17 protein-coding genes and 1 tRNA gene are annotated in these 22,780 nt (G+C 73.0%); 11 read left to right on the top strand and 7 right to left on the bottom strand.

Annotated elements, in window-relative coordinates:
* Positions 1–316 precede the first annotated feature (316 nt).
* The 4 genes from AB0C96_RS23085 (at position 317) to AB0C96_RS23070 (ending at position 7,588) form a co-directional block, all read left to right on the top strand.
* Positions 317–1,969, top strand: coding sequence for a beta-N-acetylhexosaminidase (locus AB0C96_RS23085; protein ID WP_362919585.1), 1,653 nt, complete (start codon positions 317–319; stop codon positions 1,967–1,969).
* A 332-nt stretch (positions 1,970–2,301) separates the two neighbouring features.
* On the top strand, positions 2,302–3,198 hold the full coding sequence (locus AB0C96_RS23080) for an FAD binding domain-containing protein (protein WP_362919584.1): 897 nt from the start codon (positions 2,302–2,304) through the stop codon (positions 3,196–3,198).
* A complete protein-coding gene (locus AB0C96_RS23075; RefSeq protein ID WP_362919583.1) occupies positions 3,195–5,258 on the top strand; it encodes a 2Fe-2S iron-sulfur cluster-binding protein in 2,064 nt (687 codons plus the stop codon). The genes AB0C96_RS23080 and AB0C96_RS23075 overlap by 4 nt, the downstream gene beginning before the upstream one ends.
* Positions 5,255–7,588, top strand: a complete 2,334-nt coding sequence (locus tag AB0C96_RS23070) for a xanthine dehydrogenase family protein molybdopterin-binding subunit (protein WP_362919582.1) — start codon at positions 5,255–5,257, stop codon at positions 7,586–7,588. The genes AB0C96_RS23075 and AB0C96_RS23070 overlap by 4 nt, the downstream gene beginning before the upstream one ends.
* A gap of 123 nt (positions 7,589–7,711) precedes the next feature.
* Here the strand turns inward: AB0C96_RS23070 and AB0C96_RS23065 are convergent.
* A tRNA-Cys gene (locus tag AB0C96_RS23065) sits at positions 7,712–7,783 on the bottom strand.
* Positions 7,784–7,891: 108 nt separating this feature from the next.
* Positions 7,892–9,445 (bottom strand): hypothetical protein, encoded by a 1,554-nt coding sequence (locus AB0C96_RS23060; RefSeq protein WP_362919581.1) that lies wholly within the window; start codon positions 9,443–9,445, stop codon positions 7,892–7,894.
* Between the two features lie 200 nt (positions 9,446–9,645).
* Between AB0C96_RS23060 and AB0C96_RS23055 the strand changes: the two genes are divergently transcribed.
* The 4 genes from AB0C96_RS23055 to AB0C96_RS23040 all read left to right on the top strand — a co-directional run bounded on the left by AB0C96_RS23055 (position 9,646) and on the right by AB0C96_RS23040 (position 15,163).
* Entirely contained in the window at positions 9,646–11,058 is a 1,413-nt protein-coding gene (locus AB0C96_RS23055; protein WP_362919580.1) for an MFS transporter, read from the top strand.
* 441 nt (positions 11,059–11,499) lie between these two features.
* Positions 11,500–13,296, top strand: a complete 1,797-nt coding sequence (locus AB0C96_RS23050; protein ID WP_362919579.1) for a DEAD/DEAH box helicase — start codon at positions 11,500–11,502, stop codon at positions 13,294–13,296.
* Positions 13,297–13,624: 328 nt separating this feature from the next.
* Complete coding sequence (locus AB0C96_RS23045; RefSeq protein ID WP_362919578.1) at positions 13,625–14,266, top strand: helix-turn-helix domain-containing protein; 642 nt, start codon at positions 13,625–13,627, stop codon at positions 14,264–14,266.
* Positions 14,267–14,374: 108 nt separating this feature from the next.
* On the top strand, positions 14,375–15,163 hold the full coding sequence (locus AB0C96_RS23040) for a S16 family serine protease (protein WP_362919577.1): 789 nt from the start codon (positions 14,375–14,377) through the stop codon (positions 15,161–15,163).
* Between the two features lie 45 nt (positions 15,164–15,208).
* Here the strand turns inward: AB0C96_RS23040 and AB0C96_RS23035 are convergent, their stop codons facing one another.
* The 5 genes from AB0C96_RS23035 to AB0C96_RS23015 all read right to left on the bottom strand — a co-directional run bounded on the left by AB0C96_RS23035 (position 15,209) and on the right by AB0C96_RS23015 (position 19,545).
* A complete protein-coding gene (locus tag AB0C96_RS23035) occupies positions 15,209–16,192 on the bottom strand; it encodes a glycine betaine ABC transporter substrate-binding protein (RefSeq protein WP_362919631.1) in 984 nt (327 codons plus the stop codon).
* 59 nt (positions 16,193–16,251) lie between these two features.
* On the bottom strand, positions 16,252–17,049 hold the full coding sequence (locus AB0C96_RS23030) for an ABC transporter permease (protein WP_362919630.1): 798 nt from the start codon (positions 17,047–17,049) through the stop codon (positions 16,252–16,254).
* A gap of 115 nt (positions 17,050–17,164) precedes the next feature.
* On the bottom strand, positions 17,165–18,418 hold the full coding sequence (locus AB0C96_RS23025; protein ID WP_362919576.1) for a betaine/proline/choline family ABC transporter ATP-binding protein: 1,254 nt from the start codon (positions 18,416–18,418) through the stop codon (positions 17,165–17,167).
* The gene (locus tag AB0C96_RS23020; protein ID WP_362919575.1) at positions 18,411–19,058 is read right to left on the bottom strand and encodes an ABC transporter permease; all 648 of its coding nucleotides are present in this window, start codon (positions 19,056–19,058) and stop codon (positions 18,411–18,413) included. Before AB0C96_RS23020 ends, AB0C96_RS23025 begins: the two co-directional genes overlap by 8 nt.
* 19 nt (positions 19,059–19,077) lie before the next feature.
* Positions 19,078–19,545: an Lrp/AsnC family transcriptional regulator gene (locus AB0C96_RS23015; RefSeq protein WP_362919574.1), complete on the bottom strand. Its 468-nt coding sequence runs from the start codon at positions 19,543–19,545 to the stop codon at positions 19,078–19,080.
* 129 nt (positions 19,546–19,674) lie between these two features.
* Between AB0C96_RS23015 and hppD the strand changes: the two genes are divergently transcribed.
* The 3 genes from hppD to AB0C96_RS23000 all read left to right on the top strand — a co-directional run bounded on the left by hppD (position 19,675) and on the right by AB0C96_RS23000 (position 22,683).
* Positions 19,675–20,832, top strand: a complete 1,158-nt coding sequence (hppD, locus tag AB0C96_RS23010) for a 4-hydroxyphenylpyruvate dioxygenase (protein WP_362919573.1) — start codon at positions 19,675–19,677, stop codon at positions 20,830–20,832.
* Positions 20,833–20,944: 112 nt separating this feature from the next.
* Positions 20,945–22,309, top strand: a complete 1,365-nt coding sequence (locus AB0C96_RS23005; protein ID WP_362919572.1) for an FAD-linked oxidase C-terminal domain-containing protein — start codon at positions 20,945–20,947, stop codon at positions 22,307–22,309.
* Positions 22,310–22,392: 83 nt separating this feature from the next.
* Positions 22,393–22,683, top strand: coding sequence for a ribosomal protein L7/L12 (locus AB0C96_RS23000; protein WP_362919571.1), 291 nt, complete (start codon positions 22,393–22,395; stop codon positions 22,681–22,683).
* Positions 22,684–22,780: the final 97 nt, after the last annotated feature.

Genomic DNA, 22,780 nt, shown 5'->3' with positions numbered 1-22,780 from the left:
GACCGCGGGCGCAGCGCCCGGTCGAACAGCAGCAGCCGTGTGACGGAGCCGTCGGTCATGCGGTAACGGTGCCCCGCCGTGAGGACGGGCCCGGGTTCCTCGGGGACCCGGGCCCGCCGGCGTTCCCGGCCGGTCGTCGTTCCCGCCCCCTCGGCGGAGTGATCAACTCCCTTCGGGCCCGCGGCAGTTGTGCCGGGCGAGAGTCCGTTGTGCAGGCGGCGCCACCGACCGGGAGGGGCCGCCGGGCGGGTCTTCTCCGCATGCGTACGGCGCCGACGGGTTTGCGGCCCGGGCGGCGCGGTGAAGGACTGACGGCATGCCGGACACAGACACCCACCCGGGACGGGCCGCCGGCCTCGTCCCGGCGCCGCTGAGCATCGACGGCCCGCACCGCGGCACCGTCCGCCTCGGCGCCGACACCGCCCTCGCCGCCGCGCCGGGCACCGAGGACACCGCGCGCTGGCTGCGCGCCACCCTCGGCGCGGCCTTCGGCCTGCCACTGCCGCCCGGCTCGCCCGAGGCGACCGACACCCTGGCGCTCGCCCTCGACCCCGCCCTCCCGGCGGAGGGCTACCGCCTGGAGGCCGACGCACGGTGGGGCGTACGGATCACCGGCGGCGGTCCCGCCGGCGTCTTCTGGGGCACCCAGACGCTCCGTCAGCTCCTCGGCCCGCTCGCCTTCCGCCGCGCCCCGCTCGCCCCGGACCGCCCCGTCGTCCTGCCCCAGCAGACCATCGAGGACGGCCCCCGCTTCGGCTGGCGCGGCATGCTGCTCGACGTCGCCCGGCACTTCCTGCCCAAGGACGGCGTGCTGCGCTACCTCGACCTGCTCGCCGCCCACAAGCTCAACGTCCTCCACCTCCACCTCACCGACGACCAGGGTTGGCGCATCGAGATCGCGCGCTACCCCAAGTTGACCGAAATCGGCGGCTGGCGCGAGCGCACCAAGCTCGGACACCGCGCCTCCCCGCTGTGGGACGACCGTCCGCACGGCGGCTACTACACCCACGACGACATCCGCGAGATCGTCGCCTACGCCGCCCAGCGGCACATCACCGTCGTCCCCGAGATCGACGTCCCCGGACACTCGCAGGCCGCCATCGCCGCCTACCCGGAACTCGGCAACGCCGACGTCGTCGACACCACCTCCCTGAAGGTCTGGGACACCTGGGGCGTCAACCCCAACGTACTGGCACCCACCGACACCACCCTGCGGTTCTACGAGCACGTCCTCGCGGAGGTCCTCGACCTCTTCCCCTCGCCGTTCGTGCACATCGGCGGCGACGAGTGCCCCAAGGACCAGTGGCGGGCGTCCGCCGCCGCCCAGGCCCGGATCGCCGAGCTGTCGTTGTCCGGCGAGGACGAGCTGCAGAGCTGGTTCATCCGGCACTTCGACCGCTGGCTCGCCGACCGCGGCCGGCGGCTCATCGGCTGGGACGAGATCCTGGAGGGCGGCCTGGCCGACGGTGCCGCCGTCTCCTCCTGGCGCGGCTACGCCGGCGGTGTGGCCGCGGCCAAATCCGGCCACGACGTCGTCATGTGCCCCGAACAACAGGTGTACCTGGACCACCGTCAGCACCCCTCCCCGGACGAGCCGGTACCGATCGGCTTCGTACGGACCCTGGAGGACGTCTACCGCTTCGAGCCGGTGCCATCCGAGTTGACGGACGAACAGGCCGCGCACGTCCTGGGCACCCAGGCCAACGCCTGGACCGAGGTCATGGACACCCCGGCGCGCCTCGACTACCAGGTCTTCCCGCGGCTGGCCGCGTTCGCCGAGGTCGCCTGGTCACGACTGCCGGCCCCGGCCGACCGCGACTACCGGGACTTCACCCGGAGGATGGCCGTCCACTACACCCGCCTCGACGCCCTCGGCGTCGACTACCGCCCGCCCGGCGGCCCCCGCCCCTGGCAGAAACGCCCCGGAGTGCTCGGACGCCCGATCGACGGGGCGCCCCCAAACGTGTGAGCCCCGGTGCACCGACGGCCCCCGGTCGGCCGGTCCCTGGGACCCTGGTGGCGTACGGCGGTTGCCACCCCCGCGCCGCGGTGGACCCCGGGGGCACCGCCGTACCGCCGGGGCGCTCCCCGTACAGCGCCCCCGACGCCCTGACGCCGCATCCTTCACCGGCTGTGGCGGACGAAACCGGACCAGCACCCTGTTCGGGGACGGATCGTCGCTTCCTGGACCCTCGCGCCGAGGGGCCGGGAAGATGTGCCAGAGTTGCCACGTCCGGGCAGTGAGCACGTACCGTACGGCGGAGCGGAACTGCCGGGACACCCGGGGAAGGGGCAGCTGGCTTGACCACGCACGCACCGCACGCGTCGCACACGGTGACGTTGCCGGCCTCGCTCGACGAGGCGGTGGCGGCGCTCACCGCCATGCCCGCCGCCGTGCCCGTCGCGGGCGGCACCGATCTCATGGCGGCGGTCAACGCCGGACTCCTCAGACCCGCAGGCCTGGTGGGCCTGGGGCGGATCAGTGAGATCCGCGGCTGGCAGTACCTGGACGGCCATGCGCTGCTCGGCGCCGGACTGACCCTCGCCCGCATGGGACGCCCCGACTTCGCCGCCCTGATCCCGGCCCTGGCCGCCGCCGCCCGTGCGGCCGGCCCGCCGCAGATCCGCAACGCCGGCACGCTCGGCGGCAACATCGTGACCTCGGCACCCACGGGCGACACCCTCCCGGTGCTCGCCGCCCTGGAAGCCACCGTGATCGTCGCCGGCCCCGGGGGCAGCCGTCGCGAGATCCCGGTCAGCCACCTCCTGGCCGGCCGCGAGATCCTGCACCCCGGCGAACTCGTCGGCTTCGTACGGGTGCCGCTGCTGCACGCCCCGCAGACCTTCCTGAAGGCCAGCGGCCGCACCGGCCCCGGGCGCGCCACCGCGTCGGTCGCGCTGGTCCTGGACCCCGCCCGGCGCGGTGTGCGCTGCGCGGTCGGCGCGGTCGCCGCCATGCCGCTGCGGCCCCTGGAGGCCGAGCAGTGGGTGGCCTCGATCATCGACTGGGACGGCGAACGCGGCCTGGTGCCCGAGGCGCTGACCGCCTTCGGCGACTACGTCGCCGCCGCCTGCATCCCGGACCCGGCACCACCGGAGGACGGCTCCGAACCGGCGACCCTGCCGCCGGCCGCGCTGCACCTGCGGCGTACGGTGGCAGCCCTGGCCCGCCGCGCACTTGGGAGGGCGCTCTCGTGAGTGAGGCAGACAACCGCCATCCGCAGCAGCCGCACGCCGATCAGGGCTGGCAACCGCTGCCGCAGGGCGGCGAGTACGAGTCGGAGGCTACGGCCTTCGTGCAGCTGCCCGAGGGCTTCACCACCGGGGTCTACGGCGGCCGGACGCCCGGCTACCCCCCGGGCGCCGACCCGCTCGCCGCGCCCGGCCACGGCTACACTCCGCCGTCCTCGTTCACCCCGCACGCCGCCCCGCCGGTCGCGGGGGGGAACGCCGACCCGGCGGCCACCGGCCAGTGGACGATGCCGTTCGCGGACCAGTCGGCCGGATACGCCGACCCGTCCACCGGCTACCCCGCCCACCCCGAGCACGCGGCCCACCAGGGCCCGTCCGCGGGCTACCCGGGTGGCGCACCCGAGGTGGCGCAGCCCTGGGGCGGCGCCCCCGTGGAGTGGCCCGTGGCGGGCAGCCCGGAGGCGGGCGGCGGCGCGTGGACGGTTCCGGCGGCGGCCGACGACGGCCTGGAGGAGTCCGGCGAGTACCTGGTCGGCCACGACGGACCGGCAGGACACCCGGGACCGACCGGCGGCTACCCGGGCGGCTACCCGGGCGCCGGCGCGTACGACGGCGCGCCCGGCGGCGCGGACGCCGGTGCCACCGCACGCACCGGCCACTGGAACTTCACCGCCGGCCTGAGCGCCACGAGCGGGGCCGAGACGCACTCCAGAGAGCCGCAGGAGGCCCCGCCGGGCGCACCGGCCGACGACGCCTACGGCGACCCCGCGGGCGGCCCGTACGCGCCGGAGAGCGGCCTTGCGGGTCACGGCACGGCGCCCGCCCCGGGCCACGCCGGCGACCCGGGCGTCGAACTGCCCGGCGGCGGTCTGTCGGGCGCCGGCGGGTACCCGCCGGTCGCGGGCGACCCGCACGCCGCGGCCGGGGGCGCGGCGACCGGGCACTGGTCGCTGCCGGCCGACGCGCTCGCCCAGTGGCCGCCGGCCACCGAGCACGCTCCGTCGACACACGACACGGCGTCCGACGTGCCCGCCCCGGCCGGCGCGGAGGGCTGGGCGGCCCCGGCGGCCGACGGCGAACACCCGGCGGACCCCGCCGACTTCACCGGGTCCGGCGAAGCGGAGCCGACCGGTCCCGTCGTGCCCGCCTCGTCCGCGGCTGCCCCGGCCGCCGGAGCGGCCGGGGGCGACACCGAGCGCCCCGTGGACGCAGTGGATGCCGCGGCCGCGGTGGACGCGCCCCTGGACGCCGTCGTACCGGACGTCGCCACCGGCCCCGAGGCCCCCGGCGAGCCCGCGGACCACGACGGCGGTGGCACCGGGGCGACCGGCCTCGCCACCGGTGCGGACACCGCCGAGGACACCGGCCCCACGGGCGCCGGGGTCCCCGCCGTCGAGGACCCCGCCGCGGCCCCCGGCAGCGAGGCGTCCGCCGACGACCACGACGAACACCCCGCCGCCTCCTACGTCCTGCGGGTGAACGGCATCGACCGCCCGGTCACCGACGCCTGGATCGGCGAGTCGCTGCTGTACGTGCTGCGCGAGCGGCTCGGTCTGGCCGGCGCCAAGGACGGCTGCTCGCAGGGCGAGTGCGGCGCCTGCTCCGTCCAGGTGGACGGGCGGCTGGTCGCGTCCTGCCTGGTGCCCGCGGCGACCGCCGCGGGCAGCGAGGTCCGTACGGTCGAGGGCCTCGCCCAGAACGGCGTGCCCTCCGACGTCCAGCGCGCCCTGGCCGCCTCCGGTGCCGTGCAGTGCGGCTTCTGCGTACCGGGCATGGCGATGACCGTGCACGACCTCCTGGAGGGCAACCACGCCCCCACCGAGCTGGAGACCCGCAAGGCGCTGTGCGGCAACCTCTGCCGCTGCTCCGGCTACCGGGGCGTGCTGGACGCCGTCGAAGAGGTCGTCAAGTCCCGCGCGGAGGCCGCCGAGGCGCCCTTCGCGGCGGACGAGCCGGCCGGGGCGACCCCGGCGGACACCGCCCGCATCCCCCACCAGGCAGGCCCCGCCGACCCCATGGGCCATGCCCCGCACGACCAGGACCCGTACCCGGGAGGCACCGCATGAGTGGCACGCCGGATGGTGCCGCCGCCATCACCGCGACCCCCGCGGCGGGCGTCCCGATCCCGCCCGACGAGCCGCCGCTGCGCGGCCTGGGCGTCTCCCTGCCGCCCGCCGACGCCGCGGCGAAGACCGAGGGCACCTTCCCGTACGCCGCCGACCTGTGGGCCGAGGGGCTGCTGTGGGCGGCGGTGCTGCGCTCGCCGCACCCGCGCGCCCGGATCCTGTCGGTCGACACCAAGCACGCCCTGGAGCTGCCGGGCGTCCGTGTCGTCGTCACGCACGAGGACGTCCCCGGGGACGCCGGGCACGGCCGGGGCGTCGCCGACCGCCCGGTCTTCGCCAAGGACGAGGTCCGCCACCACGGCGAGCCGATCGCCGCGGTGGCCGCCGACCACCCCGACACGGCACGGCTGGCCGCCGCCGCCATCGCCGTCGAGTACGAGGTCCTGGACGCCGTCACCGATCCCCAACTGGCCTTCGAGGCTGAGCCGTTGCACCCGGACGGCAACCTCATCCGGCACATCCCGCTCCGCTTCGGCGACGCCGACGCCGTGGGCGAGGTGATGGTCGAGGGGCTCTACCGGATCGGCCGCCAGGACCCGGCGCCCATCGGGGCCGAGGCCGGGCTCGCGGTGCCGCGCCCCGACGGCGGGGTGGAGATCTACACCGCCTCCACCGACCCGCACACCGACCGCGATCTGGCCGCCGCCTCCTTCGGCCTGGAGCCGGAGAAGGTCAAGGTCGTGGTGACCGGTGTGCCCGGCGCCACCGCCGACCGCGAGGACCCCGGCATCCAGCTGTCGCTGGGCCTGCTGGCGCTGCGCACCGGCTGCCCCGTCAAGCTCGCCGCCACCCGCGAGGAGTCCTTCCTCGCGCACGCCCACCGCCACCCCACGCTGCTGCGCTACCGCCACCACGCGGACGCCAACGGCAAGCTGGTCAAGGTGGAGGCGCAGATCCTCATGGACGCCGGCGCCTACGCCGACACCTCCGCCGATGCGCTCGCCGCCGCGGTCTCCTTCTCCTGCGGCCCCTACGTCGTCCCGCACGCCGTCGTCGACGGCTGGGCGGTGCGCACCAACAACCCGCCGTCCGGACACGTCCGGGGCGAGGGCGCGATGCAGGTCTGCGCGGCCTACGAGGGCCAGATGGACAAACTGGCCGCCCGTCTGGGCCTGGAGCCGGCCGAGATCCGGATGCGCAACGTCATGGCCACCGGCGACCTGCTCCCCACGGGGCAGACGGTGACCTGCCCCGCCCCCGTCGCCGAACTCCTCGACGCCGTGCGGGAGGCGCCGCTGCCGGAGCTGCCCAAGGACGCCCCCGAGGCGGAGTGGCTGCTGCCGGGCGGCCCCGGGGGCGCGGGGGAGCCGGGCGCGGTGCGCCGCGGTGTCGGCTACGCGCTGGGCATGGTGCACATGCTCGGCGCCGAGGGCACCGACGAGGTCTCCACCGCCACCGTCAAGGTCAGCGGCTCGGTCGCCACCGTCATCTGCGCGGCCGTGGAGACGGGTTCGGGCTTCACCACCCTGGCGCGGCAGATCGTCCAGGAGACCCTCGGGGTCGAGGAGGTGCACGTCGCCGGCGTCGACACCGACCAGCCGCCGGCCGGCGCGGCCTGCCACGGCCGGCACACCTGGGTGTCCGGCGGCGCCGTCGAGCGGGCCGCGAAGATGGTCCGCACCCAGCTCCTCCAGCCGCTGGCCCACAAGTTCGGCATGTCCACCGAACTCCTCCAGATCAGCGACGGCAAGATCACCTCGTACGACGGCGTGCTCAGCACCACCGTCGCCGAGGCCCTGGACGGCAAGGAACTGTGGGCCACCGCCCAGTGCCGCCCGCACCCCACCGAGCCGCTGGACGACGAGGGCCAGGGCGACGCCTTCGTCGGCCTCGCCTTCTGCGCCATCCGCTGCGTCGCCGACGTCGACATCGAGCTGGGCACCGTCCGGGTCGTCGAGATGACGGTCGCGCAGGACGTCGGACGGGTCCTCAACCCGCGCCAGCTGCGGGCCCGCATCGAGGCCGGCGTCACCCAGGGCCTGGGCGCCGCCCTGATGGAGAACCTGCGCACCACCCGCGGCCAGGTCCGCCACCCCGATCTGACCGGCTACGCGCTGCCGACCGCCCTCGACGCCCCCGACATCCGCATCGTCAAGCTCGTCGAGGAGCGCGACGTGATCGCCCCGTTCGGCGCCAAGCCGGCCAGCGCGGTCCCGGTGGTCACCTCCCCGGCCGCGGTGGCCTCCGCCGTCCGCGCCGCCACCGGCCGCCCCATCGGCCGCCTCCCCATCCGCCCCCAGGCGGCGGTGGCCCAGGTGGTGCAGCAGTAGGGGACCGGCCGAGGCACCAGGCCGCCTCCGAACACGCCCGGAGGCGGCCCCCACAACCGCGGGAACCGCCTCCGGACACCTGCACACCCCAACCGGTCACCTGGTCACGCATCGCGCGTATCGAGGCCGTGGCGGGATTCGAACCCACGTAACTCGCTTTGCAGGCGAGCCCCTCAACCACTCGGGCACACGGCCGGGTTGTGGTGCGGTTCCGACTCTAGGCCGCGGGGAGGGGGGCCGGACAAGGGTGCCGGGCGGGCCGCCATGAAGCTGCAATGCGGCGCAACACGGGGCAACGTTCGTCTACCGGGCGTCCCGTACGGCGACCAGGCCGTTGAAGACGCCGACGTAGGCCGTGCCGTCCGGGCCGAGGGTGATCGGGGCCCAGTTGTTGTCGTAGAGCGGGCCGGTGCCGGTGAGGCGCTTGAGGCGGGTCCGGCCGGTGCGGAAGTCGACGGCGGTCAGGTACCAGGCGTCGATGCCCAGGCGGTGCGGGTCCTTCGTGTAGGAGTAGAGCAGGCCGTTGACGGTGGACAGTTTGGCGACGGTGGAGGGGGAGCGTTCGGTGCTCTCCCAGACGGTGTCGCAGCCGCTGCCGTCCGGCCGGATGTCGATCCGGGTGATGCCTCCCACCACCGACCTGCCCAGCAGCAGCGAGGTGACGTTCTCGTAGCCGTAGTTGTTCTCGACGGCGAGGCTGTTGCCGTAGCCGATGAGGGAGTTGTCGGTGGTGGAGGCGCCGGAGCCGAAGACCGGGACGGAGCAGACCTCGCGGCCGGCGCCGGGGCCGGTGCGGCGGTAGACCAGGACGTGCATCCGGTCGTCGGCGTTGTCGGTGATGGCCACATAGGGGTGCGCGGCGTCGCCGAGGAGGGTCGGGGTGGTGCCGGAGCCCTGGTTGACGGAGCCCGGTTTGCCGCCCGTACCGCGGTCGTAGGTCCGCCGCCACTGGATGCGCGGGGTGCCGCCGGCGTCCGCGCGCAGGCTGTAGAGGGCGTGGTCGGAGACGAGGGAGACACCGTCCGCGGCCGCCGAGAAGCTGTTCTGGATCTCCTCGCCCGGCAGCCGGGCGGTGCGCACGGCTCCGGTCCGCGGGGCGATGGTGCCGATCCGGCCCTTACGGGTCACCCACCAGATCCGGCCGTCCCAGTCGGGCTGGACGGAGGTCACCGGATCGCACTCCCCGCGCGGATGGAGGTTGGTCCAGCCGACGCAGTCGTGCGGGACGTACGGGGTCAGGTCCCAGTCGCGGTCGACGGTGAAGTGCCAGCGGCCGTCGGCGGACCGGGCGTGCGAGAGCCGCAGGACGTGCTGCCGGGAGTCGGCGAGGACGACGCGGTCCGTGTTGTCGAGGTAGAAGTACGCGCCGCCCGAGGTGTCCTTGAAGATCTTGGAGAAGTCCAGCCGGGTGAGGGCTTCGACGGTGGAGGGGCGCTGCGGCAGCGCGTACTCGGCGAGCGTCTCCAGGCTCCCGGGGTCCAGGAGCTTGAGCCGGAACCCCCGGAAGGTGCCGCAGACGGTCAGGAGCCGTCCCCCGGAGTCGAAGGTGACCGTCGCGCACTCCCCGCCGAGCGCCGCCATCCGCGCACTGCTGACCGTCGGCCGGACACCGAGCGGACCCGGGAAGGGGTGGGTGTCGCTGCTGGCTCCGTCCCCGTGCATCCCGGCCCGCCCGTTGGGCGCGAGGTACGGATGTCGGGGCGGGGCCTGGTCCGCCGGCAGCGGGGCGGCGGTGGCCGGGGCGCCCTGGTACTGCGGGACCAGCCGGTGGCCCGGCGCGGGCGGCGGCGGTGCGGGACCCGCACCGCCCGCCGTGGAGCCCAAAGAGCCTTGTGCGCATGGGAGTTCCTCATCCATCCGTCGGCAACGGCGGACGAGAGTAGGACGGGGGAGCAAGGGAGTCCATGGTGTGCGGCGTGCCGGCACACGGCATTCATACGGCCGTCACGGGCCCCTTCCGAAGCCCGCCTCCCGCCCCACGGCGTAGGACCGACGACCGACCGGATCCCCGCCTTACGACAGGGGCGCACCGACCGTACGGCCCTTACGCTGGCCCGATGACCGCTGACCCGATATCCGCCGACCCCCGGGACCTGGACGACGACCGGGAGCCCGCCACCGAGGGGGTGCTGTCCCCGCGCCACCGCGCACTGACCTTGGGCATCATCTCCGTCGTCTCCCTCGTCGCGTTCGAGGCCAGCGCCGTGAACACCGCGATGCCGGTCGCCGCCCGGGCCCTGGACGGCGTCGGCCTGTACGCCTTCGCCTTCTCCGCCTTCTTCACGGCCAGCCTGTTCGCGATGGCGCTGTCGGGCGAGTGGAGCGACCGGCGCGGCCCGCTCGCGCCGCTGTTCAGCGGGATCGCCGCGTTCGGGGTGGGGCTGCTGATCGCGGGCGGCGCGCAGAGCATGGGGATGTTCGTCGCCGGCCGCGGTGTGCAGGGCTTCGGCGGCGGGCTGGTGGTGGTGTCGCTGTACGTCGTGGTCGGCCGCGCCTACCCCGAACGGTTGCGCCCGTCGGTCATGGCGGCGTTCTCGGCGGCCTGGGTGGTGCCGGTGATCGTCGGCCCGCTGGTCGCCGGGACGGTTACCGAACAGCTCGGCTGGCGCTGGGTCTTCCTCTCCATCCCGGTGCTGATCCTGCTGCCGCTCGCGGTGATGCTCCCGGCGCTGCGGAAGCTGCCGCGCACCCGGCCGGCAGCGGGTGCCGGGCTCCGCCAGGTGCTGGGCAACCGACGCTGTCTGCTCGCGCTGGCCGTCGCGGCGGGCGCATGCCTGTTGCAGTACGCGGGCCAGCACCCGACGTGGCTCGCGCTGCTGCCGGCGACGGTCGGGCTGGCCCTGCTGGGGCCGGGCGTCGTACGCCTGCTGCCCCGCGGCACGTTCCGGGCGGCGCGCGGCCTGCCGACCGTGGTGCTGATGCGCGGGCTGGCGGCCGGGGCGCTGGTGGCGGCCGAGAGCTTCATCCCGCTGATGCTGGTCACCCAGCGCGGACTGTCCGCCACCCTCGCCGGCCTCTCCCTCACCGGCGGCGGTCTGACCTGGGCACTCGCCTCGTATGTGCAGAGCCGGCCGCGGCTGGACCCGTACCGGGAACGGCTGATGGGCCTGGGCATGGGGCTCCTCGCGGCGGCCATCGTCATGGTGCCGCTGGCCCTGCTCGACGGGGTACCGCCCTGGATCGTCGCGGCGGCCTGGACGATCGGCGGCTTCGGCATGGGCCTGAACATCTCCAGCGGCGGCGTCCTCCTGCTGAAGCTGTCCCGCCCCGAGGAGGCCGGCAGCAACTCCGCCTCCCTCCAGATGTCGGACGCACTGGGCAACGTCACCTTCGTCGGGGTGAGCGGAGTGCTGTTCGTCGCCTTCGGCGGCGCGTCCGCCGGTACGAGCCATCCGGCGGCGTTCGTGGCGGTCTTCGCAACGATGGCGGCGGTCGCGGCGGCCGGTGCGGTGGCCGCTGCGCGGCTGTGAACCTCCCCACGTTTTTGTCTGCGGCGCCGTGCTGGTTGCTCGCCATTTCGCCTGCGGCGGGCGTTGTGTGTCGGGTGCGGTGCCGCTCCTCCGGACTTCGTCCTGCGGCGCGCCCCCTCCCGTGAGTGGGGGATGGACTTGTGGGGGCTGGCGCCGTCTGTCCCCTACCGGCAGGGGACCAGTGGGGCCACCCCCACCGGCCTTCTTCTCTCCCACTCACGGGAGGTGACGGGCCGGAGGGGGAGGGTTTCCGGACGTAAAGCGAAGCAGTCCGGAAACCCTCCCCCTCCGGCCCGTCACCGCACCCGACAACACCCCGCCCGCCGCAGGCGCCACGGCGAACACCCCCCACGGAGGGCCAGCCGAACACGTGGGAAGCCGGCCAAGCGCAGCGGATAGGCTTGCGCGGTTGCCGATCGCCGACCTCATCCGACGGAGACCGTGACTACCACCGCCAGCGCCACCAACAACCACCACCTGTCCCCGGCTTTTCCGGGGCGGGCCCCCTGGGGTACCGCGAACAAGCTGCGTGCCTGGCAGCAGGCGGCCATGGACCGGTACATCCAGACCCAGCCGAGAGACTTCCTCGCCGTGGCGACCCCGGGGGCCGGCAAGACCACGTTCGCGCTCACGCTCGCCTCATGGCTGTTGCACCACCACGTCGTGCAGCAGGTGACGGTCGTCGCACCGACCGAGCACCTGAAGAAGCAGTGGGCGGAGGCGGCGGCCCGGGTCGGGATCAAGCTGGACCCGGAGTACAGCGCGGGGCCGCTGGGCCGCGAGTACCACGGGGTGGCGGTGACGTATGCGGGTGTGGGCGTGCGGCCCATGCTGCACCGCAACCGCGTCGAGCAGCGGAAGACGTTGGTGATCCTCGACGAGATCCACCACGCGGGCGACTCCAAGTCGTGGGGCGAGGCCTGTCTGGAGGCGTTCGAGCCGGCCACCCGGAGGCTGGCGCTGACCGGTACGCCCTTCCGGTCCGACACCAACCCGATCCCCTTCGTCACGTACGAGGAGGGGAACGACGGGATCCGGCGCAGTTCCGCCGACTACACGTACGGATACGGGAACGCGCTGGGCGACGGCGTGGTCCGGCCGGTGATCTTCCTCTCCTACAGCGGCAACATGCGCTGGCGCACCAAGGCGGGCGACGAGATCGCGGCCCGGCTCGGCGAGCCGATGACCAAGGACGCGGTGTCGCAGGCCTGGCGGACGGCGCTGGACCCGCGCGGCGACTGGATGCCGAACGTGCTGCGGGCCGCCGACCAGCGGCTGACGGAGGTTCGGAAGTCCATCCCGGACGCCGGAGCGCTGGTGATCGCCTCGGACCAGGAGCAGGCGCGGGCGTACGCCAAGCTGATCCGGGAGATCACCGGGGACGGCGCCACGCTGGTGCTGTCCGACGACTCCGGGGCCTCGCAGCGCATCGACGACTTCTCGCATTCCCAGGACCGCTGGATGGTGGCGGTGCGGATGGTGTCCGAGGGCGTCGACGTGCCGCGGCTGGCGGTGGGGGTGTACGCCACGACGATCTCCACGCCGCTGTTCTTCGCCCAGGCCGTGGGGCGGTTCGTGCGCTCCCGGAAGCGCGGCGAGACCGCCTCGGTCTTCCTGCCGACCGTCCCGTCGCTGCTCGGCTTCGCCAACGAGATGGAGGTCGAGCGCGACCACGTGCTCGACAAGCCGAAGAAGGAGGGGGAGGAGGACCCCTACGCCGAGTCCGAGCAGGAGATGGACGAGGCGAACAAGCAGCAGGACGAGGACACCGGGGAGCAGGAGCAGTTCTCGTTCGAGGCGCTGGAGTCGGAGGCGGTCTTCGACCGGGTGCTCTACGACGGCGCCGAGTTCGGCATGCAGGCGCACGCCGGCAGCGAGGAGGAGCAGGACTACCTGGGCATCCCCGGGCTGTTGGAGCCCGATCAGGTGCAGATGCTGCTCCAGAAGCGGCAGGCCCGGCAGATAGCGCACAGCCGGAAGAAGCCGGACGCGGAGGCCGACCTGCTGGAGATCCCGGCCGAGCGGCGGCCGGTGGTCACGCACAAGGAGCTGCTGGAGCTGCGGAAGCAGCTGAACACGCTGGTGGGCGCGTATGTCCACCAGAGCGGTAAGCCGCACGGGGTGATCCACACCGAGCTGCGGCGGGTGTGCGGCGGGCCGCCGAGCGCGGAGGCCACCGCCGGGCAGCTGAACGAGCGGATCAAGAAGGTGCGGGAGTGGGCCACCCGGATGCGGTGACGGTGGGCCGCTGCCGGGCGGGGGCTCGTAGGTGGGCCGCCGCCCCTTCGTTGCCGTAACGGCGCGTGACGTCGTAGCCCTCGCTGAAACACCGGACGCCCCGCTGGGCGGACCAATCGGGATGTTCCGGGCGGGAGAGCCCGGATTCTGGACGGACTCTTCCGCTGACCGGACTGGCTCGCTACTGTCCCGGTCACGCACACGCCCCGTGGCAGCGCCGCCGCGGAGCGCAGCCGGTGCCACGCGGCCGGCGGCCTCTAGCGCGCGCTGCTCCGGGATCCGCAGCGCGTCGTGTCGGAGCGCCGCCACTCACACCAGGAGGGGCGTCGTGACCGCAGAGACCTCTCAGACGCTCGACCGGGGACTGCGCGTCCTCAAACTTCTCGCCGACACCGACCACGGGCTGACCGTCACCGAGCTGTCCAACAAGCTCGGCGTCAACCGCACCGTGGTCTACCGACTGCTGGCCACCCTGGAGCAGCACGCCCTGGTGCGCCGTGACATAGGCGGCCGGGCCCGGGTGGGCCTGGGCGTGCTGCGCCTGGGCCGCCAGGTGCACCCGCTGGTCAGAGAGGCCGCGCTGCCCGCGCTGCGGTCGCTCGCCGAGGACATCGGGGCCACCGCGCACCTCACCCTGGTCGACGGCACCGAGGCGCTCGCCGTGGCCGTGGTGGAGCCGACCTGGACCGACTACCACGTGGCCTACCGGGCCGGGTTCCGCCATCCGCTGGACCGCGGGGCCGCCGGGCGGGCGATCCTCAAGGCCCGCCAGGGCCGCCTCCACGACGCCGGACTCGCCCTGACGCACGGGGAGTTGGAGGCCGGTGCGAGCGGGGCGGCGGCGCCGCTGCTCGGGGTGAGCGGCATCGAGGGCAGCGTCGGCGTCGTCATGCTGGCCGACGCCGTCTCGGAACGGATCGGGCCGCGGGTGGTCGACGCGGCCCGGGAGGTGTCCGAGGCGCTGCGGTGAGGCGGCCGGTGCGGGAGAGGCCTGCGGAGTGTGAAGGCCCGGTGGCCGTGCGGTGAGCTGGTAGCGCCGCGAGGGCCGGGTGGGGCGGGGGTCAATTAGGCTGGCGTGGTGTCTTCCCGCGCTCGCGCCCTGGCGCTCTGCACCGCCCTGGTCCTCGCCCTCCTCGTCACCGCGGCCCTCGCCCCGCTGCCGTACTCGGTGGCGTATCCGGGCATGACCGCGAACGTCCTCGGCGACGACAAGGGCAAGCCGGTGATCACCATCACCGGCGCCGACACCCGCAGGACGACCGGCCAGCTGCGGATGACCTCGATCGTCGCGACCGGCCCGGACGCCTCGGTGCACCTGTCGGACATCGTCAAGGGCTGGTTCCGTACGGACGAGGCCGTGATGCCCAAGGAGGCGGTCTACCCGGTGGGCAACAACACCGAGGAGATCGCCGAGCACAACGCCCAGCAGATGAAGGAGTCCCAGGACACCGCCACCGCCGCCGCGCTCGGCCAGCTGGCGAAGTCCCCCAAGGACGTCAAGGTCAAGCTGAGCCTGGCGGACGTCGGCGGGCCGAGCGCCGGGCTGATGTTCGCCCTCGGCATCGTCGACAAGCTGGACGGCGACGGTGCCGGCCACGATCTGACCGGTGGGCGGACGATCGCCGGGACGGGCACGATCACCGAGAAGGGGGAGGTCGGGGCGGTCGGCGGGGTTCCGCTGAAGACCCAGGCCGCGCACCGCGACGGCGCCTCGGTGTTCCTGGTGCCCCGCAAGGAGTGCGCGGACGCGCAGGCCGAGCTGCCGAAGGGGATGCGGCTGATCCCCGTCACCACGCTGGACGACGCGGTGGACGCGCTGAAGGCGCTGCGGTCCGGGGGCGCGGTCCCCAGCTGCGACATCCCCTAGCCAGGGCGCGATCCATCGGACAGACCCTGGCACCGGACCCCGCCCTCACCCCTCCTTGATGAAGCCCTCCCGCAGCAGCCACTGCTTGGCGACCTCGTGCGGGTCCTCGCCGTCCACGTCCACCTTGCGGTTCAGTTCCTGGGCGACGGTGTTGTCGAGGGCCTTGGTGACGGGGGCGAGCAGCGCGGCGATCTGGGGGTGCTTCCTCATCGCCGCGGCGTTCATCTCGGGCGCGGCGTTGTAGTTCGGGAAGAAGTGCCTGTCGTCGGCCAGGACGGTCAGCCCCATGGCTTTGATGCGGCCGTCAGTGGTGTAGACCTCGCCGAAGGTGCAGGCGTCGCCCCGGGCGGCCTGGGTGTAGATGACACCGGCGGACATCTTGCGGATATTGCCCGCGGGGATGTCCATGCCGTACGCCTTGGCCATACCGGGCAGGCCGTCGTTGCGGGTGACGAACTCGTTCTCCAAGCACAGGGTGACCGCGCCGGGGTCCTTCTTGAGCAGTGCGGCGAGCCCGGAGAGGCTCCTGACCGGGTACTTCTTCTCGTTGGCGGCGTTCAGCGCCAGCGCGTAGGTGTTGTTCAGGGCGGACTGCGGCAGCCATACGAGGCCGTTCGCCCGGTCCTCGTCGCGCACCGCCTCCCACTGCTTGTGTTCGTCGGCGATCGGCTTCTCGTGGCCGAGGTGGGTGATCCAGCCGGTGCCGGTGTACTCGTACATCCCGTCGGCGGCACCCGTTCGCACCGCCTCGCGGGCGCCGATCGTGCCCTGGATGTTGGTCTTGTCGACGACCGTCGCGCCGGCCGCCTTGAAGACCAGGCCCATGATCTGGCCGAGGATGATGTTCTCGGTGAACTCCTTTGAAGTGACGGTGAGTTGGGCGCCCTTGAGGGGCAGGCCCCGTCCGACCGTGCCGGGCTTGACGTCGTCGGTCATCGGGCTGCCGCTGACCAGCCCGCAGCCGCCGAGGGCCAGGACGAGGACGGCCACCAGGACGGCCGAGCGCCGTCGGACACCCACACGGCTCATGCGGCTCATACGGCCCGCGCGGCTCGTACGGCCCATACGGCGCACGCGGCTCATGCGGCTCATGAGGCCACCTCCAGGCCGCGCGGCCGCAGCAGCAGCTCGGCGAGCGAGGCCAGCCACTCGACCAGCAGGGCCAGCACCACGGTCAGCACCGAGCCGAGGATCAGTACGGGCATCCGCTGGGTGACGATGCCCGCCGAGATCAGATCGCCGAGGCCGCCGCCCCCGCCGAAGGTGGCCAGCGTCGCGGTGCCGACGTTCAGCACCAGCGCGGTGCGCACGCCCGCCATCATCAGCGGTACGGCCAACGGGAGTTCGACCCTGGCCAGTACGCCGGTGGGGGACATGCCGATACCGCGGGCGGCCTCGGTCAGCGTCGGGTCGATCCCGCGCAGCCCGGCGATGGTGTTGGCGAGGACCGGCAGCATCGCGTAGACGACCATGCCGACGATCGCCGAGCGGGCGCCGATGCCCAGCCAGATGACCAGCAGGACCAGCAGACCCAGGGCGGGCACGGCCTGGCCGAGGTTGGCGAACGCCATCGCGACGGGCGTGGCCCGGCGCAGCGCGGGCCGGGTCAGCGCGATGCCCAGCGGGATCGCGATGATCAGCACGAAGAAGGTGGAGACCGCGGTGAGCTGGATGTGCTGCCGCAGCGCCAGCCACACCTTGCCGCCGTCCACCGCCTGGTGGGCGATGGAGTCCAGCTCGGCCCCGCGGAACCACAGCCAGGTCGCCAGCACCACGGCGACCAGGAACGCCGGCATGAAGGTCCACTTCTGCCAGCTGATCCGGCGCGCGCCGGGCGGGGCGGACGGGACGGGCGCCGCACCGGACGCCAGCTCCCGCTCCGCCATCTCGGCGCCGTCGCGGAAGGCGAGGTCGGTGCCGTGCCCGGCACCGCGCTCCCGGTCCGCCCGGTCCGCCCCGCGCCCGTCGCGGCGGCTCATGCCCGGACCTCGCTGTGCGCGCTCATGCCTCCAGGCCTTCCTGTGCCAGCTGGGTCTGGCGCAACCGCTGCTCCTGGAGCTGGTGTTGGTGCTCGACCGCGTCCAGCCGGTCGGCCTCCAGCAGCTCGTGGACGTTGTTCATCAGCGTCTCCATATCGACCACGCCGGTGTACTCACCGCGCCGCCCGGTCACCGCGACCCGGCCCGCGCTGTCGGTGAGCACCGCCTCCAGCGCGTCCCGCAGGGTCGCGTCCCGGGTCACCGTGTGCTGCACCAGCGTCCCGGCCCGCGCCAGCGAGCCCTTGGCGCGGGCGAGGTCGCCGCGCCGCAGCCACTTGTACGGGCGGCGGTTGCGGTCCAGCAGCAGCAGTTCGGTGTGGGCGCCGGAGCGCAGCCGGTCGAAGATGGTCTCCAGCGGGTCGTCGAGGGTGGCGGTGGGGAAGTCGACCACGCCCACGTCCCGTACCCGGGTCAGATTCAGCCGCTTCAGCGCCGCGCCGGCGCCCACGAAGCCGGAGACGAAGTCGTCGGTGGGGTTGGTGAGGATGGCCTCGGGGGTGTCGAACTGGGCGATGTGCGAGCGCTCGCGGAGCACCGCGATGCGGTCGCCGAGCTTGATCGCCTCGTCGAAGTCGTGGGTGACGAAGCAGATGGTCTTGTGGAGCTCGTGCTGGAGCCGGATCAGCTCGTCCTGGAGGTGGTCGCGGGTGATCGGGTCGACGGCGCCGAACGGCTCGTCCATGAGCAGGACGGGCGGGTCGGCGGCGAGCGCCCGGGCCACGCCGACGCGTTGCTGCTGGCCGCCGGAGAGCTGGCGGGGGTAGCGGCCGTGGAACTCGGCCGGGTCCAGGCCGACCAGGTCGAGCATCTCCTCGACCCGGTTCCTGACCTTCGTCCTGGGCCAGCCGAGCATCTTGGGGACCAGGGCGATGTTCTGGGCGACCGTCATGTGCGGGAAGAGGCCGGAGGCCTGGATGGCGTAGCCGACCGTACGGCGCAGTTTGACCGGGTCGATGTCGGTGACGTCCTCGTCGCCGATCCGGATCCGCCCGGAGGTCGGTTCGATCAACCGGTTGATCATCTTCAGGGTGGTGGACTTGCCGCACCCCGAGGGCCCCACGAAGATCACGGTCTCGCCGGCCTTGATCTCCATGCTGACGTCGTCCACCGCGGGCTGGGGGTTCCCCGGGTAGGTCTTCGTCAGGTTCTCCAGCTCGATGCTCGCGCCGGAGGCGGTGGTGCGGGGCTTCGCGGGCTGCTCGGTCGGCTCAGGCACGGATCCCCCTGGAGATGGTCAGGCGTCCGATCAGGACGTATGCGGCGTCGAAGAGCAGGGCGAGGACGGCGATGCCGGCGGTGCCGGCGAGCACCTGGTTGAGCGAGTTGGCGCTGCCCAGCGAGGCGATCCCGCGGAAGATCTCGTTGCCGAGACCGGGGCCGGAGGCGAACGCGGCGATGGCGGCGATGCCCATCAGCATCTGGGTGGCGACCCGGATGCCGGTCAGGATCGGCGGCCAGGCCAGCGGCAGTTCGACCCGGAAGAGCCGGGCGGCGCGCGACATCCCGATCCCCTTGGCGGCGTCGACCAGCGCCGGGTCCACCCCGCGCAGCCCGACGATCGCGTTGCGGACCACCGGCAGCAGCCCGTACAGGGTCAGCGCGACGACCGTCGGGGCGACGCCGAGGCCGACGACCGGGATCAGCAGACCGATCAGCGCCAGCGAGGGGATCGTCAGGATGGTGGCGGTGGAGGTCGTGGCGAGGTTGCCCGCCCAGACGCTGCGGTAGGTGACGACGCCGATGAAGACCCCCAGCAGGGTGGCGATCACCATGCACTGGAAGACCGCGCTGGCGTGCTGATACGTATCCGTCAGCAGCTGGGTGTGCCGGGTGCTGACGTACTCCCAGAAACTCACCGTCGCTCTCCTCGGTCGGTCAGTCCCCCGCTGCCTGCTTCACCAGCGGGATGATCCGCAACGGAACCGCATTTTCCATGACAATCGTCGTTGACGCCCGCACAATGCCATCAAAGCCCACAACCCGGTCGATCACTCGCTGTAGATCGGCGTTCGACCGGGCGACGAGCCTGCAGAGCATGTCCCCGTGTCCCGTCGTTGTATGCAGCTCCAGCACTTCCGGCACGGTGGTCAAATGGGCGCGCACGTCATTGCCCTGCCCCTGTTTGATCTCCAGCGTGGCGAACGCGGTCACCGGATAGCCCAGCGCCGCCGGGTCCACGTCCGGCCCGAAACCCCTGATGACGCCATTCGACTGAAGCCGGTCGAGCCGGGCCTGCACCGTCCCGCGCGCCACCCCGAGCCGCCGCGACGCCTCCAGGACGCCGATCCGCGGCTCCTCGGCGAGCAGCTCCAGCAGCGCCCCGTCCAAATGATCGATCGCCATCGCCGGCTCCCTTGATTCCGATGGTCATCATGTACAGATAGCCCGATAAAACCGCACCGCTGCTATGCATAATGCCCAGTCGATTCACGAACTATTGCGCACCTTGTGGATCGGAGGGACTCTGCGAGCATGGCAGACACCACGATGCACACCCAGCCCCTCACCCCCGACACGGCGCGGCAGGCGGACCCCTTCCCGGTCAAGGGGATGGACGCGGTCGTCTTCGCCGTCGGCAACGCCAAGCAGGCCGCGCACTACTACTCCACCGCCTTCGGTATGAAGCGCGTCGCCTACTCCGGTCCGGAGAACGGCGAGCGGGAGACCGCGAGCTACGTCCTCGAATCCGGCGGCGCCCGGTTCGTGTTCACCTCCGTCGTCAAGCCCACCACCGACCGGGGCCGCTTCCTCGCCGACCATGTCGCGGCGCACGGCGACGGGGTCGTCGACCTGGCCATCGAGGTCCCCGACGCCCGTGCCGCCTATGCGTACGCCGTCGCCCACGGTGCCACCGGCCTGGAGGAGCCCTACGAGCTCAAGGACGACCACGGCAGCGTCGTCCTGGCCGCCGTCGCCACCTACGGCCAGACCCGGCACACCCTCGTCGAGCGCACCGGGTACGACGGCCCCTACCTGCCCGGATTCGTCGCCGCCGGCCCCATGGTCGAGCCCCCGCAGAAGCGTTTCTTCCAGGCCGTCGACCACTGCGTCGGCAACGTCGAACTCGGCCGCATGAACGAGTGGGTGGCCTTCTACAACAAGGTCATGGGCTTCACCAACATGAAGGAGTTCGTCGGCGACGACATCGCCACCGAGTACTCCGCCCTGATGTCCAAGGTCGTCGCCGACGGCACCAAGAAGGTCAAGTTCCCGATCAACGAGCCGGCGATCGCCAAGAAGAAGTCGCAGATCGACGAGTACCTGGAGTTCTACGGCGGCCCGGGCGTCCAGCACATCGCCCTCGCCACCAACGACATCGTCGCCACCGTCCGCCGGATGCGCGCCGCGGGCGTCGAGTTCCTCGACGTTCCCGACACGTACTACGACACCCTCGGCGAGTGGGTCGGCGACACCCGTGTCCCCCTCGACGAACTGCGCGAGCTGAAGATCCTCGCCGACCGCGACGAGGACGGCTACCTGCTTCAGATCTTCACCAAGCCGGTCCAGGACCGCCCGACCGTCTTCTTCGAGATGATCGAGCGGCACGGCTCCCTCGGCTTCGGCAAGGGCAACTTCAAGGCCCTCTTCGAGGCGATCGAGCGGGAGCAGGAGAAGCGCGGCAACCTCTGACCGGCGAGAGCTGCCGCCGGCCTCCCCACCGCCCCGAACGGGCGGGGGAGGCGCCCCGTCCCGGGCCGTACGCGAGCTTCCGTGTACGGCCCACGGATGCGAGGCTGAGGGCATGGACCTCATCGCACACCTGCGCGCCGGGCTCCCCGCAGAAGCCCTCCTCACCGACCCCGACGTCACCGGCTCCTACGCCCGCGACATGGCCAACTTCTGCGCGGCGGGCGCACCCGCCGTCGTGGTGCTGCCGCGCACCGTCGAACAGGTCCAGCACGTGATGCGCACGGCGACGGAGTGGGGCGTCCCGGTGGTCCCGCAGGGCGCGCGGACGGGGGTGTCGGGCGCCGCCAACGCCACCGACGGGTGCATCGTGCTGTCGCTGGTGAAGATGGACCGCATCCTGGAGATCAACCCCGTCGACCGGATCGCGGTCGTCGAGCCCGGCGTCATCAACGCGGTGCTCTCCCGCGCGGTCAACGAACACGGCCTCTACTACCCGCCGGACCCCTCCAGTTGGGAGACGTGCACCATCGGCGGGAACATCGGCACCGCGGCCGGTGGCCTGTGCTGCGTCAAGTACGGCGTCACCGCCGAGTACGTCCTCGGCCTGGACGTCGTGCTCGCCGACGGCCGTCTCCTGACGACCGGCCGCCGCACCGCCAAGGGCGTGGCGGGCTACGACCTCACCCGCCTCTTCGTGGGCTCCGAGGGCAGCCTCGGCGTGGTCGTCCGCGCCACCCTGGCGCTCCGCCCCAACCCGCCGCAACAGCTCGCCCTCGTCGCGGAGTTCGCCTCCGTGGCCGCGGCGGGCCGGGCGGTCTGCGAGATCATGGCCCGCGGCCACGCCCCCTCGCTGCTGGAACTGATGGACCGCACGAGCATCCGCGCGGTCAACGAGCTGGCGCAGATGGGCCTGCCGGAGTCCACCGAGGTGCTGCTGCTGGCCGCCTTCGACACCCCCGACCCCGCCGCCGACCTGGCCGCGGTCGGCGCGCTGTGCGAGGAGGCCGGGGCCACCCAGGTCGTGCCCGCCGAGGACGCCGCCGAGTCCGACCTGCTCCTCCAGGCCCGCCGGTTGACCTTCACGGCCCTGGAGCGGATCAAGCCCGCGATGCTGATCGACGACGTGTGCGTGCCCCGCTCCCAGCTCGCCGCCATGCTCGAAGGCACCACCGCGATCGCCGAGAAGTACGGCCTGACCATCGGCGTCTGCGCGCACGCCGGGGACGGCAACACCCACCCGCTGGTCTGTTTCGACCCGGCCGACGCGGACGAGGAGCGGCGCGCCCGCGAGTCCTTCGACGAGATCATGGCGCTCGGCCTCGCGCTCGGCGGCACCATCACCGGCGAACACGGCGTCGGCGTGCTGAAGAAGGAGTGGCTGGCCCGCGAACTGGGGCCGGTCGGCCTGGAGTTGCACCGCGACATCAAGCGGGTCTTCGACCCCCGGGGCATCCTCAACCCGGGCAAGATGTTCTGATTCCCCGCGAGTTCTCCTCCGGCTCCCCGCCGGTCGCCGGCCCGGCGCCCGCCCCGCTCGGACCACCTCGTAGAGTTCCCGCCATGGAAACCTGGCTCCCCGGAATCGTCTTCGTCGTGCTCTCCATCAGCATGGTGGTCTCCACCACCGACCGCCGCTCCAAGGCCATCGACCGCCGGCTCCAGCGGCTGGAGCGGAAGGTCGACCTGCTGCTGGCCGAGGCGGGCGTCCAGGAGCCGGAGGACCCTCGTATGGCCGAGATCGATGCCCTGCTGGCGCAGGGCAAGAAGATCCAGGCGATCAAGGTGCACCGCGAGGTGACCGGGGACGGGCTGGCCGAGGCGAAGGAAGCGGTCGAGCGCCGGATGCGCTGACGGCGTCCTGGGCAGAGGATGGCCAGAAGGACCGGTGGGCCCCGTGGGCCCCGCGGGGCCCTTCCCCTTGACCACCTCCGCACCCAGGGAGCGAGAG

Source organism: Streptomyces sp. NPDC048506 (genome assembly GCF_040651315.1).
GTDB lineage: Bacteria > Actinomycetota > Actinomycetes > Streptomycetales > Streptomycetaceae > Streptomyces.
This window is presented reverse-complemented; position numbering and strand designations above follow the sequence as displayed.